The sequence below is a fragment of the Pasteuria penetrans genome, assembly GCF_900538055.1.
Classification (GTDB): Bacteria; Bacillota; Bacilli; order Thermoactinomycetales; family Thermoactinomycetaceae; genus Pasteuria; species Pasteuria penetrans.
The window spans coordinates 688,417-703,011 of the sequence record NZ_UZAC03000001.1; the positions used below are offsets into that span (position 1 = coordinate 688,417).

The window sequence follows — 14,595 nt, forward strand, 5'->3', positions numbered from 1 at the left end:
GACCTATGGATTCCTCCAGAGGGAACCCCCTGATTAAAATAAAATTATTCTGAAGATATATCTAACCACGATTCCGAGAAAAAGCACCCCTATAACGCCTTTTGTGCTATTTACAATATGATTTAACAATAAATTTCTATCTATTTATTAAAAACATAAAAACAATTGTTAATCGAAAAGACGCAAATAGGGAATTTTTAGGGACCACAGACTACCCGCTCTTGAATCTTACAGCGGAAAGTGGGATATGACCGTTTTTTTCTTTGTGTACTATCCCGAAGGGTTGGCTCGGGGTTCCCGCTTATAGATTAGGATTGCATTTTGTTCACAATCCCAGTAAGCAACTCACCTCTTATACGGACGGCTCCGGAGGACTACGGACCCAACCAGCGAGCGTAGGACATAAACCGGCGGTGGTAAGTTCCTGATACCTTATAAATTTAAGTATAATTATTATTTAAGAATAATTACGAATAAAAATGAGGAATGGACCCGGTTTTGTTCCTCACAGGCGAAGGGTAGGGCTATTTTGCCATGGTGGGATAAAAATAGGGGGTTGACCCGCATATGAGCTAATAGTATCTTGTTCGAAGTAGATATAGCCATGATTCTCATACTCTTGCCCTTCTTATATCCCCAGCCCACCAGTTCATGATGATCTTCTGCCGGAACATCCGTCGCATCCACTAAAAGAACGGTTGGATCTAGCACCCCCTCCTCCTTTATGTTACAACCGTGTGAGTCTTGCTCCTTTGGGAGGGGTTTCCCATACGGGGTAGGATGATGTGCAGGTGAGAAGGGGGGATGACGGGAAAATTATTAGAGTGCATGAGTAGGGAGATTTGGATCGTGTGTTTTTTTTAGTTTCCCACCAGAGCATGATTTGTGGGGTCGTCTAAAGTTGGCCCAGTTATTTCGAGGTTGTGTAAATTTCACATTATTCAATATATACAGAAATTTAAAATTTTAAGAAAAATTTTTATATATTTAGAGAGAAAAATAAATTTAGGGGTGTATTATAACTTATGAAGAAAATGTCTAGAGTGTACGGCAAATTGCCAAAGGTTGTCGCATGTTTGTCTTTATCCATAACCTCTCTATCCTTCGTACCCAATGCATCAGCAGAGCCAGAACCTGATTATTATGTGGCGCCACCAGCGTTGGGGGTGAAAGATTTTCGGAAAATTGGCGATGGAGTAGTGAAAGGAATTGAGTGGCTCGGCAGATTGGAAATTGTGGACAACACGGCGGAAAAGATCAGAAATTGTTCATGGTGCCCATGGAACTGATATCTAAACCTAATAGGGGATCATCCGGCATTTTTTCTCGATGATGGATGTTCTTATAGAAAATAGGTTCCTGCATGCGTAAGTACCAAAATCAAGATGAGGGCATCTCTGAATCGAAGGGGGCTTTGCGGGGGGTCAAATGGTAGTTTAGTTGACCCCCGTGCATAGTAATGGGTTATCTATGATTTCACTGCTCAGTTCTCTAAATCCCCCGGATCCTAAAATGGGTAGGTGTCTGGGGGTCTATTTTCAAGAAATCAATCCTAAAAAATAGTCGGGGGTCAAGTTAGTTGCTTAAGTCAATTACAGTGGGTGGATACGGGAAAATGGATAGGTAACCCCAGGTCCTCTAAAATGCCTGCAGAGAACGGGGTTGCTCTTTTTCCCGAAAATCCCGCAGCTACTGTTTCCTTTTCCTTGTGCGTTGCGTACTTTCAGCTAAAACATCCAGACCTATAAGGGATCACCGGTATTTTTTCCGACTCAGATATTTTACAAGAGATGGGCTACTGTCATGGGAACGAATCTTAGTTGAATGATCGGACCCGGAGTTTCAATTTTGGGGGTGAATTTTTAAACGGGTCAACTTCTTATTTTTGTTCCACCATCATCAAACACAACGGGTGTTCTCTCTTCTTTCCTCTGTACTATGGGCGGTAATCATTCCATCTGCTTCACAATCGTATGCGTCTGTGTTGTTGATTAAGTGTTTCATCTACTTTACAATCGTACGAGTCTTGCCCCTCCGGGAGGGTTTTCCCATACGGGGTAGGGTGATATGCAGGTGAGGAGGGGAGATGACGGGGGAATTATTAGAGTGCATGAGTAGGGGGATTTGGATCATGTTTTTTTTCAGTTCCCCACCAGAGCATTGTTTGTAGGTCCGTCTAGAGTTGGCCCAGGTATTTCGAGGTTGTGTACTCTTCGTTATTTCATAATAGACAGAAATTTAAAATTTGTAGAAAAAGTATATTAAAGTAAAATACTAATATATTTAAAGAAAAAACTAAATTTAGGGGTGTATTATAACTTATGAAGAAAACGTAGAGCTTAATTGGGAAAAAATATGGAACGGGCCGGACGGGCCCATCAAATGGGGGGTGGACATGGTGGAAGTGGTGGAGAGGACCAGAAATTGTAAATGGTGCCCATGGAACCGATATCTAAAACCTAATAGGGGGGTCACCCGGCGTTTTTTCTCGATGATGGATGTTTTATAAAAAATGGGTTCCTGCATGCGTAAGTACTAAAAACCAAGGTGAGGGCATCTGAATCGAAGGGGCTTTGTGGAGGTCAAATGGTAGTTTAGGGTGCATCATAGTAATGGGTTGCCTATGATTTTACCGCCCAGTTCTCTGAATCCCCCGGATCCTAAAATGGGTAGGTGTTCGGGGGTCTATTTTCAAAAAAATAAATCCTAAAAAACAATCGAGGGTCAAGTTAGTTAGTTACTCAAGTCAATTACAGTGGGCGGATACGGGAAAATGGATAGGTACCCCAGGTCCTCTTCCTTATGCGTTGCGTACTTTCAACTAAAATATCCAAACCCATAAGGGACCACTGGTATTTTTTTTCCGACTCAGATGTTCTACAAGAGATGGGCTATTGTCATAGGAACGAATATTAGCCAAATATCGGATCCGGAGTTTCAATTTTAGGAGTGAATTTTTAAACGGGTCAACTTCTTAATTTTTGTTCCACCACCAAACGCAACTGGTGTTCTTCTTTCCTTTGCACAAAATTATCAAGAAAAGTCAATATCCGGAAAGAAAAATCGTGGATGGCGGGGGTGATGGGGGTAAATAATCCGTCCATTGACTTCTTCCAACTCATTAGGAAAGCGCCAGAAAGTCTATGTTTTCTTTGCTATAATCATGATGTCTTGGTATATGAGAAGTGGTCCTAGCCAATGGGATAATGGCAAGCGGGGAGATGGCCTCAGCCAACAGGACAATGGCAACAGCAAATGGGAGCACAAAATGGGCTCATTCCGAGCTGGTGGTAACCGATGGTGAAACTGGGGAATCCGATACTACGGGTGCCGTCCCCTGCCATCCAAGGGTATGAAACCGTAGTGAAAAGTGTCCCCGGGCACAATGATTGCGGAAACGAAACCAGATCCACTGATGGGTGGTTCCCCATTTACAATTTCGCATAGCGGGAAAAAATAATGGTCCGGGGAATGTATCATCCGGGAGGATGGATATCACAAATCGATGGGTCCAGAGGTTCGGGATCAGCGTGTCAGGCAAGCTGTGTGAGTTGATGGAGGTTTGTAATTGGCCCTTCGGAGCTGGGGCTCTGGTAGAAGCAGGCTCCGAACCACCTAACGCTGCTGGTGTGGGAACGACCCGGTGGTGAGTGGTTTAGGAAAAGGCGGGGCCAGGATCCTCGTCAGATGGGGATTAGGGAGCTCAAGCGAGTGGATATCCCAAAGCCTGATGGCAGCAGGGGACCACTCGGAATTCCTACCGTAGCGGATCGGGTGGTTCAGATCGTCATCAAGAACAGATTAGAATCCTATCTGGAACCCCATTTTCATACTTCGTCATATGGGTGTTGTCAGAGAAAATCGGCCATTCAGGCTCTCCAGTCCTGTCGAAAGAACGGTTGGACTCATATCTGGGGGGGGTCGATCTTGACATCAAAGGGTACTTTGATTCATAGGATTATGCAAGCCCTTCACCTCTTTACGAAGGACAGAGTGATACTGCTCTACTGCGAAAGATGGCTAAAGTCGTCTGTTCCAATGCCGGATGGAACGAGCCAAGCAGGGACCGAGGGCACACCGCAAGGTGGGGTTATCAGGCCACTATTGGTCAATTTATACTTAGTTCTGCTATTATAAAGAGCCAATGGTGGTGATCGTTATGCGAAAAGGCAGGACGAAAGAATCCTGTCTGGTGTGAATCAGGGAGATTAGTAAAGCGAACCATTGGGGGAAAGCACCGAAAGGCTCAGTCGATGTCGAAACAAAGATCCTATCCTTGGAACGAAGCCGTGGGGGGCGAACCACCTACTGTCCTGGCGGCATTCAATGAACCTGATTTAGGTCCTCATAGGGAACCACGAGAGACTGTCGCACGGACACCTGGTTAAAGCCAGGTGTAAAAGGGCTAAGGGCGGCTTCCGTGAACAGAGTCGGATCAACTTATAGTAGTGAAGAAACCCTTGTAATGGGGGTGGTGGAGCGAAGGGGTTGAATGGTTTGTCTGGAGACCATCCGACGTACAATCCGAAGCAAAGAGATGATCGTGGGTTAGACCTGATGAGTCTAACGGGACGCACAATCTGCGATAAGGAGATGATCGCAAGTTGGACCAGGAAACATGGGATCGAAACCCGTATAGAACACAGCAGAGGCAGGTACGAAGAACGTAACACCAGACTGGGGTTCTCAATGGGCAAGATTCTATGAGACCATAAGAGCTACATAATGCGAAAGTAGTACGTGTGGTTTTGTAAGAGAGGGTTGGCTGAGATGTCCAGCCTTACTCGACACCCTTACGTGCCTAACGTTTTTCCTTGATGATCTTAGGGAAGGAACCAAGTTATGGGGTCCTGGGAGAGTGGGGTGGATGGTCCTCTCCCCTGAATGAAATTACTAGTCTCATTTTCAGTCCCCATGATATTGGTGTTTTTGGGCGGTAGCTGGTTGGATTGTTGAAAAATGCATGGATCTCGGTGGGGATGGATTCCATAGGGGGAACGGGATATTGTAGGTCTTATCCCTTTGCCTAACGAGAGGGTGTTGAATAATCCTATGATTAACACATGTAGGAACTGAAGGAACGGGGCCCTGAATGTCGACGGGGTGTGTGTCGTCACTGTAAGATGGGCATGGTGTGCCTCCCCATTGTTGTATGCAGGCATTTCTCCTACGATATACGGTTCACCAACGATGTTACGTTCATGCTATTCGTATCACCATGAATTCTGCCTTTAAAAGTCTGAAGAAGGAAATAGCTAAGGATGTCTCTTATGTCCTACGTCTAAAGATGGGGAACAGGCATGGGAACGGTGGTTCGAGTATGCAAAGAAGTATTGGTTTGGAAATGGGGTAGCACGCGAGGTATGGGAAAGGCTTAGTCCTAAAAAGATCTCATTGGATTTGCAAGCAACCCCGATTGTCCATATTGCTACCTTATTTGATGTCTACGAACTACATGGGATCGCTGAATGTCCCTGTTTCATGAGGGAATGAATCGCAAGGGAGGGGGGATTCGTTAGCCTCGGGGTAGCCGATGGGGGAAGAATGGATGCTTACCGCTTCAATAATGATTTTTTTCAAAGGTGTACCTAAATTCGTAATTGTACGGGTCCGATCAGAACACGGGGGTTCTCTAAGACCGAGGGGAAATATTTTTTTGAAAACCTTGTCCAAAGGAATCTACATACAAGGGGATACTGCTCAGCTCAGAGGAGGTTTAAATCTTTGCCTTTTATACCCTACTTTCTAGTTATATTAGAGGCAGTCGGTGCTGTTCTTCTTGTGCTTTTCGATCGCAGCTATAAGCGGGCTATAGTTCACGGGGGTGGGAAATTTACACTAATAAAGAATATTGGGAAAATGATTGATACGGTAACTATCATAGTATCATTTTATTTATTCTCTTTATTATTTCCGAGAATGGATTCATTAATAGAACCTTTTTATAATTCATCTGTATTCGATAAGTTGGCTTTTCTTTCTCTCTTGTCTTCGGGTCTGTTGCTATGTTTAGTTTCCCTATGGCCAACATTCCGATCCTATGTCATGATAAAATTAGGCTTAGAACCCCAGCGGTATCTTCATCGTGTTATAGTCTATTGGATACTTTATAAAATTGCCTTCTTCATAGGTTATAAGCAAGCATCTGTAGGGGTCCGTTCAGATGTATCGACCCATGCGGGAAATGGAACTTTCATTAATGGTTTATTGTATACTTTGTGTGGCGCTGTTCCTGCTATCCTCGCTGTGGGGATAGGAATTACCCGTAATAAGAAAGAAACATTGGCTCGTTTGGGACTCGGGAGAAAACTAACATGCAAGGGTTTTTTTCTCTGTAACTGCCTCCTCGTTGCTTCCTTGTTGTACTCATCAGTGCTTATGTTTTTATTTGGAAATAGACATTATGGGTTGGATGATTCCGTGCCGTTACTGGATTCGCTCATTTACCTTTTCGTGATAGGGGTGTGTGCCGCAATCGGTGAGGAATTTTGGTATAGAGGGGCTTTGCAGCCACGTTTGGGAGTTTGGGTTACTAGCGTTGTGTTTGCTTTGGGCCACTTTCAGAAAGAATGGTGCGAATTACTGATCACCTTTCTGACCTCATTACTCATGGGGTGGATAGCGCATCGGTATAGCCTATGGTTATCTATGTGGTTTCATATGTTTCGCAATATTTTGTTTCCTATCCTCTATCCCTTACTATTCTATCCCCTACTACTTATGGTTTGAAATCTATGGAGTAGTTAGGTGTATGAATGTTGAGTGAGGTTGGTTGGAATGCTAGTTTTACCCGACATCCTTAAAATCCAGAAGCGATTCGTGTGTCAAGAAGTCGGTCAAGAGATGAAGGTTGCTCGGCCCTTCGTAACCGGCTGATAGGTAGCAGGTTACAAACCGCCTAGTGCTGCTGGGGTTAAATGCCTTGGTTGTGAGCGATCTAGGAAAAGGCAGGGCATGACCCTGTCAGGTGGGAATCGGGGAGATCAGCGAAAGCGAACCGTTCGAAGACGCATCGAAAAATGTAGTCCATGTCAAAACCGATGTGGGTATCGGACGTCGGGATGAACCGTGGGGGGCGACCTATCTTCTGCCCCGGTGGCATGCGGTGTATAGGCGGGATGAACCCGATTTAGGCTCTTGATCGGAACTTGAGAGATCGTCGTACGGCGTCTGGCTGTCGCCAGATGTAAAGACCGAGGGCTAACCGAGGTTCCGTGCACGAAGTCGGATCAACCCATAGTAGTGTAGAAGCTTCTGTAATGGAAGTGGAGCGAAGGGGTTGAATTGCCTGCATGTTTCAGAGAAGTACAGCAACTTGGATGGAAATTACCGGAAGAGGAGACTGGTATGAAGCAAGCAACATCGGACCAAAATCCAGACAGATACAATATACAGCAGAAAGAGGTACTGAAGGCGTGGCATCAGGTAATGTCTAACGATGGAGGTCCTGGAGTGGATCAGCAGACGATTACCGCATTCGCATACGATCTGAGAAGTAATTTGTATGTGATATGGAATCAACTCTGCGCAGGATCCTACTTCCCCTCCAAGGTTAGGCGTGTGTGGATTCCCAAGTCATGCGGTGGAAAAAGGCCACTTGGCATACCCACGGTAGCAGACCGGGTAGCCCAGACGGTAATAAAGAATCGGCTTGAGCCTCTCCTAGAGACCCACTTTCATGGAGATTCCTATGGATGTCGCCCCAAGAGATCAGCGCATCAGGCGTTACGTGTAACCCGTGAGCGCTGTTGGGAGTACGACTGGGGAATCGACCTCGACATAGTGGGCTTCTTTGACAACATTCCGCATCACCTCATTTTGAGGGCCCTTGAGCACGTTGGGGCGGATAAAGTAACGTTACTCTATTGCAAGAGGTGGCTTAAGGCACCGGTATTATTACCTGATGGGACGAGCGAGGAAAGGGTTAAGGGCACGCCGCAAGGTGGAGTCGTAAGTCCCCTCCTGGCCAATCTGTTCCTGCACTACGCTTTTGATCAATGGATAGAAACGGAGCACCCCGATATACGTTTTGCGAGGTATGTAGATGATATTATCGTCCACTGCCGGAACAAAGCGCAAGCTGAACATCTTCTTTCAGAAATTCGGCAAAGATTGGCAGAGTGCGGGCTGGAACTGCATCCGGAGAAGACCAAAATCTTCTACTGTGAAGATGATAGGCGGAACGGGAATCATGATGTTGTTGCCTTTGATTTTCTAGGGTACGCATTCAAGGCCCGTGAGGTCAGAAGTCGTCGTACAGGGGTGAGATTTGTGGGTTTCGTACCAGCCATAAGCCAAAAATCTAAAAGCAAGATAGCTAGGCAAGTTGGGAAGCTGGGCATCCCAAGTAGAGTGGGCATAGATCTGGAGGAGATAGCAAACCTTCTCCATGCCAAACTCATGGGATGGCTTACCTATTATGGCGCCTTCTACCCTTCGGCCATTAGGAGTTTCTTGCGTGACCACATCGACCAAGTTCTGGCTCGATGGGCCACGAAGAAATACAAAAAGCTGAACAATTGGAAAAAGGCCCTGAGATGGGTTCGATATATACGGGGAAAGTACCGAAGGCTGTTTGTACACTGGCATCTGAATAGGACAAGATCCTAATGGGGCAATAAGAGCCGTATAATGGGAGACTATTAAGTACGGTTCTGTGAGAGGGTTGGCTGAAATGCCAGCCCTACTCGACAATCCCTCTATTTTTATCTCACCATGGCAAAACAGATCTACCATTCGCCCATGTGGGATAAAACAGGTCAATTACCAGTGTACAAACAGCCTTCGATACTTCCTTCGTATCCATCGAACCCATTTCAGGGCCTTCTTCCAGTTGTTCAGCTTTTTGTATTTCTTCGCAGCCCATCTAGCCAAAATTTGGTTGATGTGGTCACGAGAGAAATTCTTCACGGACGAAGGGTAGAAGGCGCCATAATAGGTAAGCCATCCCACGGGTTTGGCATGGAGAAGCGGTTCATCCCCGGTTTTGGGTCCACCACGGTCCAATATTCCAACATCTTCCCCGTGGAGGTGCGGAGCGGGATCCATCCCCATTTTTTGTATGTCCCCCCATATTGACAATTCGTACTTCTTCCCCTTGGTTCTGTGACGATTTCTTTCCTTCTGGATCCCGATTCATCAACCGGTGTCATGGTTTCTTCTCCCCGTACGGCGGAAGGGGGTAGGGTAAGCCATAACGTCGCGAGGTAACCCATTGGGGAACACCGGGGGGTGTTCGAGGGAGAGAGTTGTCCCATCCTTGTTTTTTTTACTCACCGCGTATCCTTCCCTATTCTTAGTATCCCCCACTTCCAGGCGCGGCCCATTGTTTTGTGTGGTTCATCAACAAGTTGTTGGTAGCCTATCTCCGAGGCCGTTATCGATTAGGCCTCCTGGTACAATAGGTCCCGATGGGTATCATGATGGGGATTTCCTGTAAGGGGTGGACACGAAAATGGTACGGAGAAAATTTTCGTTGGAATTTAAGCAAAGTGTGGTTGAATAAGTCCGGGGTGGGTACCATGTTGTCCAGGTATCTAATAGGCCCCCTGCTGGTATAATGGATCCTGGTCGGTACAGTAAGAGTAGGTTCCCTGCAGGGAGAATATGGAAATGATTCGAAAAAAATTCTCATTGGGATTCAAACAAGGGGCAGTGGAACAAGTCAAGAACGGATAACGTATTCACATATTCACCCAATTGTAGGAAACCATAGATCTCGTGAATTTCAATTGATTCATGAAGGATAATGGGGGGACGAACAGTCCCCCCAGATTTATTGTGCCGGTTCAGTAATTTCCTTTTTCAATTTATTTTCCTTTTTTATTTTAATTTATTTAAAGTCCCCTTTTTCTATGTCTCTGTCTATTGCGTCTTGTGATTCCTTATGCTTCGATGGATTTTTGTGGGCTTCTTCTGCATTCTTCTTCAGCATGGACCGCAATTCTTCCGGGGTGAATTTATGCCCAGCTCCGTATTTACTACTATATTCATTGGATGCACTTGCGAAATCTTTCAAATCCTCCGTAGATATTTCGTCTGGATTTCTCATCTCTTTTTCAAGTAGTAGTTTATATTGATTATTGAGTTTCTTCGCTAGTTCTTTCTGTGTGTATGATGAGTTTAGGCCATCACTTTTATGCATGTTTTTACTTAATGTTGTACCTTCCTGATCCCCTGTCGACTCGGCCATGACAATATTTCCCCCCATTAGGGTCAGTAGACTGGTGGAGGCGAATAAGATACCCATTTTTGCTTTTTTTACCATGATCATGAACACTCTCCTTCTTGTTTTTAGGATAACTACACCCCTATCCCCTGACAGGGATTAGTGTTCCTACTTACTAAGTATAATTTGTTTTATACATATATGTATATATAATGGGTATTTCAATCTCCTTACATTATCCTTACATTGGTTCAATCCCCCTGTTTTCGGTCCATCATGGTCCGATGTTTCAACATCTGCTTGGGGGTACGAAGCAGGATCCATGCCCATTTTTTGTATGTTACCCCCCATATTGATAATTCGTATTTCTTCCCCTTGGCTCTGTGGCGATTTCTTTCCTTCTGGATCCCGATTCATCAACCGGTGTCATGGTTCCTTTTCCCTATAGAGGTACCATGTTTGAAGTAGACCGCAAATATGGACTCATTCCCAGAACCATCCGAAGTTTGGGGAAGCAGTACGGGGGAGAAGGGGGATCTTGGGGAAAAAACCGGAAATAATGCGAGGAAGGTATCTTTGAGTAACAGGATGTTTTCCATGAAACGGTTCTCGAGTTGAGAGAACGGACCTACTGAGGGAAAGAACCGTTAGGAAAACAAAAAGAAGAGGATTAGCTCAGAATCTACATTCTGAGGGGGTTCCATAAAAAAGTGGAATCCAGTCCTGGTGCTACCGCAGAAAGGAACGATCCGACAAGTACCGCCCAGAGCATTGGTTTCCAAAATTTGGTTCCCTCCCGGACCTATAATAAAATTTAATAAATATAGTAATGTTATTTGATAGTACTTGCTCCTTCATTCAATGTATCGCCGGGGAATAGATCAGCACGATATTTCATAATAAACAGTTTATTTAGATTATTATGTATCAAACCATGGTAATTAAATCTTGTTAGTTAAAAACATGGTAAGAGATAATGGAAAAGCCATCTATCCTTGTTGTATAATCTTCCTTATCAAAATAAAAAAATATAAGGAGACTAGAGGACAGATGGCTTCTCAACGTTGTAACACAATACCCAATGACTACGAAACAGAGGAAATAGAACAAAGGGAAACTTACTTGCAGGATCGTCTATTATCCATGGTGGGTACAAATCAACCTTCCGATGTAGAATTTGTTTTCATCCTCCTTGGCCTGTTCTTCACCGAATATGCATCCTTATATAGGAAGAGATACAGTGGTTACCACAATACCATTGGGAGGCCATGCATACATATACTCATACCATTGATTTTCGACATAATCAAGGAGTTTTTACGGTGTAGCGACCGTATGCTGATCATTCAAATTCCACGCGAAGGCCCTCTCTTTGAGGCATTAGGTGGTAAAGAAGGTAGACCACTTATGGGTGAAAGAACACTATATGAGAGTCGAAATCGCCTCAATGTCTATGAGGAAACCGAAGGCTATAATGTGAAGGAACAGTTCTACTCCGACTTCACCCAATTTTTGATGGGGATCGTGGGCATGGATCCCAGTATTTATCGGATGGATTCAACCCTTATCGACAGCTGTATCAGGAAACTGAGCCGCAATATGTTGATTTTCTTGGTGATTAGGATTTCGGTTCGTACGATGGCCAAACTTGCCCTACCTCTTCCTTCCGAATGGGAGATCTTCTTGCAACCAGATTGCGGGATGGCCGATGTAAACGAAGCCCAGGCCCATTCTTATAGGTCCCTCCTCCTTCTACCAGCGGATCACCCAACGGACAAGATGAAACGGAGGGCAACACTGCTAGAGATTTGCCTAGCCCTCAAACACTTTGGGAACCAGTACAAGGAGTTTCAATCCGCCCCAGTCCATATACTGTTGCAAAGGGTGATAGGAGAGCAGACAGAGGGAGTTGAACAGGAAGGGCAAAAGAGACTCATGGTGCGTTCCACCTCGCCATCAGGCAGTCTGCAAAGCCCCTTTGATCCAGACGCCCAATGTCGTATCAAGGGTAAGCAATTGTGTAGAGGGTATGTTTGTAACCTTGTCGAGGCCCGTGATGAGGTGAAGGGATTGAGTATACTCACCCATGTGAATACCCAAGGGGCACTTCATTCCGATAAGGATTTTGGAGTTGACTATATATCCAACCATGCACCAGAGGACAACAAGACCTTGTATTTCGACGGAGGGTACAACTGCCATGAGGTAAGGGAGGCGGCTAAAGAACGTACTATCGATATACACCCAACCGATAGGATGGGAAGAAAGGAAAATCCCAGTAAAAAAAGGGTAAGCGGGTTCAAGAGGGGGAAGGATGGAAAGATCCATCGGTGTCCTGGTGGCAAGACCCCCGACTCATCCACGTACCAACCCGGAGAGAAGGGCAAGGGTAAGATAGTGGCCCGCTTCCATAAGGGGACCTGCGGGGGATGTAAATTTGCCGAGCAATGTGCAGCCAAACCTCTGAAGAGGGGGGAAAGGGTCCTGCGCACCACGGATCAGTCCTATTCAACGGCGGAACAACGAGACAAAATGGAGCAACCGGGGTACAAAGAGAAGGGTAATCGTCGTGCGGCTGTGGAGGGGGTTTGTTCTTCTATGAAGAACCGTTTTCAGGCAGCCAAAATGAAGGTGCGTGGTAAGACGAGGGTGGCACGGGCCATGATGGCAAAAGGATCTGCTTATCATTGATCCCAGGCCGTTCGTTATCTTCAAAAGAAGATCAGGAAGATAAGGATAAGATCACCAATAACTACATAGGGTTTAATATATAATAATATTTAAATAAAAAATAAAATTCGACTTTATGTCGGTTTCTTTGGTGTGCGCAAAAGGGGCGAGATAGGAACCGGTTCCTAAGATTCCACGGTGATTTCGGTGGTTCAAAAAAAATAACCGATCGCACGAAATTTTCAGGTGCAATCCCCCAGAAAGGGGTACCTTTCCACCCCAAAGAACTTACGCTGGAAATACCCATATAGACTGTTTTTATATCCATTAACAATATAAACATTTACTGAACACATCATTTAATCTACAAAAATATTTTAATAAGTTTGATACCTTTTTCGCGGTAGCACCAGTCCTCCAAAATCAGGTTGGGGTGGCAGGGTGCTTGTTGGATGGAGAAAGGGTATTTGTAGAACGAAACTCCGGATATTAGTTGACATATCAAAGTTTTTTTTCCGGAAATATGGGGAAATCAGGAAGAGGTTTTATGTGATGGTGGGGAGAAAGTGGTTCGCATGCGTTCTAGAAAGATAAAAGGAAAAGGGAACGTCTCTGGATATTGGATGGGCAGGGAAGAAAGATGAGTGATGGAAAGGTAATGGATAGGATAGCCAATACGAATAACAGAAAATAAATTTGTATCCCAAACACGGCGTCACCCCCTGAATAGGTAATGTCTTATCCTTGCTCTTGCGAATTGCTTTCCCAGGGGTATTTTTCGGATCCATCCTATTGTTCATGAAGAATATAAATAGTAAAACCACTATGGTCTACGATTTCTATAGTTTAGTAAATGTTTGAATATTCTTAAATTATATAGGCCGATACCGTTGGGGAGAAAGCAGCCAAGGTCGGATGGCAGCGAACCTTCCCTCGTTTGATTCCCTCATTCCATCGTTCCGTGATATTGGTGGTACAGGGAGAAAGAGGTCGAAGGGCCTTTCAAGGTGCGAGTTCATTGGGATTTCTATAAAGGGAAGACAAGGAGTAAGGGGCTTATTAGGAGGGTTCAGGTCGGAATACGCCTTGCTCTAATGGGGAAACAGGGATCCAAGGGGAGGACCCCCCTCTGCAAGGCGATTTTAACCGGGGGTAATTGAAACAGGTCCAATGGAGGAGGCCTATGTAGAAGGAAAATAATGAGGGAGAATGGATAGGATAATTAGGTTCAATCCATATTTTATTATATATTATATTGAAAATAATGAAAAAAATAGATTCAGAAACGGGTCCTCGAACGGTGCAGGAAGGACAAAAAAAGGCCCCTCTGGGGGGCCCGACACTAAATTTGGGATGCAATCAGATCACGTATGGGTTAGGTAAGAAGAAAAGGGGGGGTATAATTGTCCATCATAAGAGGATATATCGCCTCTGTAAGAGGGCAGGAGTTCCTCACAACTGAGAAAAGCTACGCGGCTTCGATGACAATGGTTTTGGTTTGGTGGGCCAAAAAGAAGTACAGAAAGCTCAATAGCATGCGCACAGGTGGATCCAGTATACACAAGGAAAGGGGGGATATACATATTCGTCCATTGGCATCCATTAGACGCCAAGATGGGGCTATAAGAGTTGCATAATATGAGAGCAGTGTTGTTCTATGAGGGGGTTGGCTGAGTGAGATGCCAGCCCTACCCGATGTGGGAGGCTCAGCTGAAATGCTGGGCCTACTCGATTCCCCCTTTTTCAAGCAGTAGTAC

The 14,595-nt window shown here is 45.0% G+C and carries 14 protein-coding genes; 11 read left to right on the forward strand and 3 right to left on the reverse strand.

The window, feature by feature from the left end; all coding sequences use genetic code 11:
- Positions 1-453: 453 nt before the first annotated feature.
- Entirely contained in the window at positions 454-711 is a 258-nt protein-coding gene (locus tag PPRES148_RS02760; protein ID WP_149453126.1) for a transposase, read from the reverse strand.
- A 314-nt stretch (positions 712-1,025) separates the two neighbouring features.
- Between PPRES148_RS02760 and PPRES148_RS02765 the strand changes: the two genes are divergently transcribed.
- The 9 genes from PPRES148_RS02765 (at position 1,026) to ltrA (ending at position 8,610) form a co-directional block, all read left to right on the forward strand.
- Entirely contained in the window at positions 1,026-1,289 is a 264-nt protein-coding gene (locus PPRES148_RS02765; RefSeq protein WP_149453127.1) for a hypothetical protein, read from the forward strand.
- Positions 1,290-3,206: 1,917 nt separating this feature from the next.
- Complete coding sequence (locus tag PPRES148_RS10650) at positions 3,207-3,356, forward strand: hypothetical protein (RefSeq protein WP_187820447.1); 150 nt, start codon at positions 3,207-3,209, stop codon at positions 3,354-3,356.
- Positions 3,357-3,488: 132 nt separating this feature from the next.
- Positions 3,489-3,650 carry a hypothetical protein gene (locus tag PPRES148_RS10655; protein WP_187820448.1) on the forward strand — a complete coding sequence of 54 codons (162 nt, stop codon included), beginning with the start codon at positions 3,489-3,491 and terminating at the stop codon, positions 3,648-3,650.
- 61 nt (positions 3,651-3,711) lie between these two features.
- Positions 3,712-4,137, forward strand: a complete 426-nt coding sequence (locus PPRES148_RS02770) for a reverse transcriptase domain-containing protein (RefSeq protein ID WP_149453128.1) — start codon at positions 3,712-3,714, stop codon at positions 4,135-4,137.
- Between the two features lie 360 nt (positions 4,138-4,497).
- Entirely contained in the window at positions 4,498-4,707 is a 210-nt protein-coding gene (locus PPRES148_RS02775) for a hypothetical protein (protein ID WP_149453129.1), read from the forward strand.
- A gap of 427 nt (positions 4,708-5,134) precedes the next feature.
- Entirely contained in the window at positions 5,135-5,353 is a 219-nt protein-coding gene (locus PPRES148_RS02780; RefSeq protein WP_149453130.1) for a hypothetical protein, read from the forward strand.
- A 371-nt stretch (positions 5,354-5,724) separates the two neighbouring features.
- Positions 5,725-6,729: a CPBP family intramembrane glutamic endopeptidase gene (locus PPRES148_RS02785; RefSeq protein ID WP_149453131.1), complete on the forward strand. Its 1,005-nt coding sequence runs from the start codon at positions 5,725-5,727 to the stop codon at positions 6,727-6,729.
- A 238-nt stretch (positions 6,730-6,967) separates the two neighbouring features.
- Complete coding sequence (locus PPRES148_RS10660; protein WP_187820451.1) at positions 6,968-7,141, forward strand: hypothetical protein; 174 nt, start codon at positions 6,968-6,970, stop codon at positions 7,139-7,141.
- 143 nt (positions 7,142-7,284) lie between these two features.
- Positions 7,285-8,610 carry a group II intron reverse transcriptase/maturase gene (ltrA, locus tag PPRES148_RS02790; RefSeq protein ID WP_223127930.1) on the forward strand — a complete coding sequence of 442 codons (1,326 nt, stop codon included), beginning with the start codon at positions 7,285-7,287 and terminating at the stop codon, positions 8,608-8,610.
- Positions 8,611-8,763: 153 nt separating this feature from the next.
- Here the strand turns inward: ltrA and PPRES148_RS02795 are convergent, their stop codons facing one another.
- A complete protein-coding gene (locus PPRES148_RS02795) occupies positions 8,764-9,054 on the reverse strand; it encodes a group II intron maturase-specific domain-containing protein (protein WP_149453132.1) in 291 nt (96 codons plus the stop codon).
- A gap of 778 nt (positions 9,055-9,832) precedes the next feature.
- Positions 9,833-10,273, reverse strand: a complete 441-nt coding sequence (locus PPRES148_RS02800; RefSeq protein WP_149453133.1) for a hypothetical protein — start codon at positions 10,271-10,273, stop codon at positions 9,833-9,835.
- A gap of 945 nt (positions 10,274-11,218) precedes the next feature.
- Between PPRES148_RS02800 and PPRES148_RS02805 the strand changes: the two genes are divergently transcribed.
- Positions 11,219-12,859: a transposase gene (locus PPRES148_RS02805; RefSeq protein ID WP_187820454.1), complete on the forward strand. Its 1,641-nt coding sequence runs from the start codon at positions 11,219-11,221 to the stop codon at positions 12,857-12,859.
- 1,382 nt (positions 12,860-14,241) lie between these two features.
- Positions 14,242-14,475 (forward strand): hypothetical protein, encoded by a 234-nt coding sequence (locus tag PPRES148_RS02810; RefSeq protein WP_149453135.1) that lies wholly within the window; start codon positions 14,242-14,244, stop codon positions 14,473-14,475.
- Positions 14,476-14,595 lie beyond the last annotated feature (120 nt).

Excerpts from the sequence above, each read along its gene's own strand:
- PPRES148_RS02765 (WP_149453127.1), top strand. The coding sequence starts at position 1,026 with ATGAAGAAAATGTCTAGAGTGTACGGCAAATTGCCAAAGGTTGTCGCA.
- PPRES148_RS10650 (WP_187820447.1), top strand. The coding sequence starts at position 3,207 with ATGGCAAGCGGGGAGATGGCCTCAGCCAACAGGACAATGGCAACAGCA.
- PPRES148_RS10655 (WP_187820448.1), top strand. The coding sequence starts at position 3,489 with ATGGATATCACAAATCGATGGGTCCAGAGGTTCGGGATCAGCGTGTCA.
- PPRES148_RS02795 (WP_149453132.1), bottom strand. The coding sequence starts at position 9,054 with ATGGGGATGGATCCCGCTCCGCACCTCCACGGGGAAGATGTTGGAATA.
- PPRES148_RS02800 (WP_149453133.1), bottom strand. The coding sequence starts at position 10,273 with ATGATCATGGTAAAAAAAGCAAAAATGGGTATCTTATTCGCCTCCACC.
- PPRES148_RS02805 (WP_187820454.1), top strand. The coding sequence starts at position 11,219 with ATGGCTTCTCAACGTTGTAACACAATACCCAATGACTACGAAACAGAG.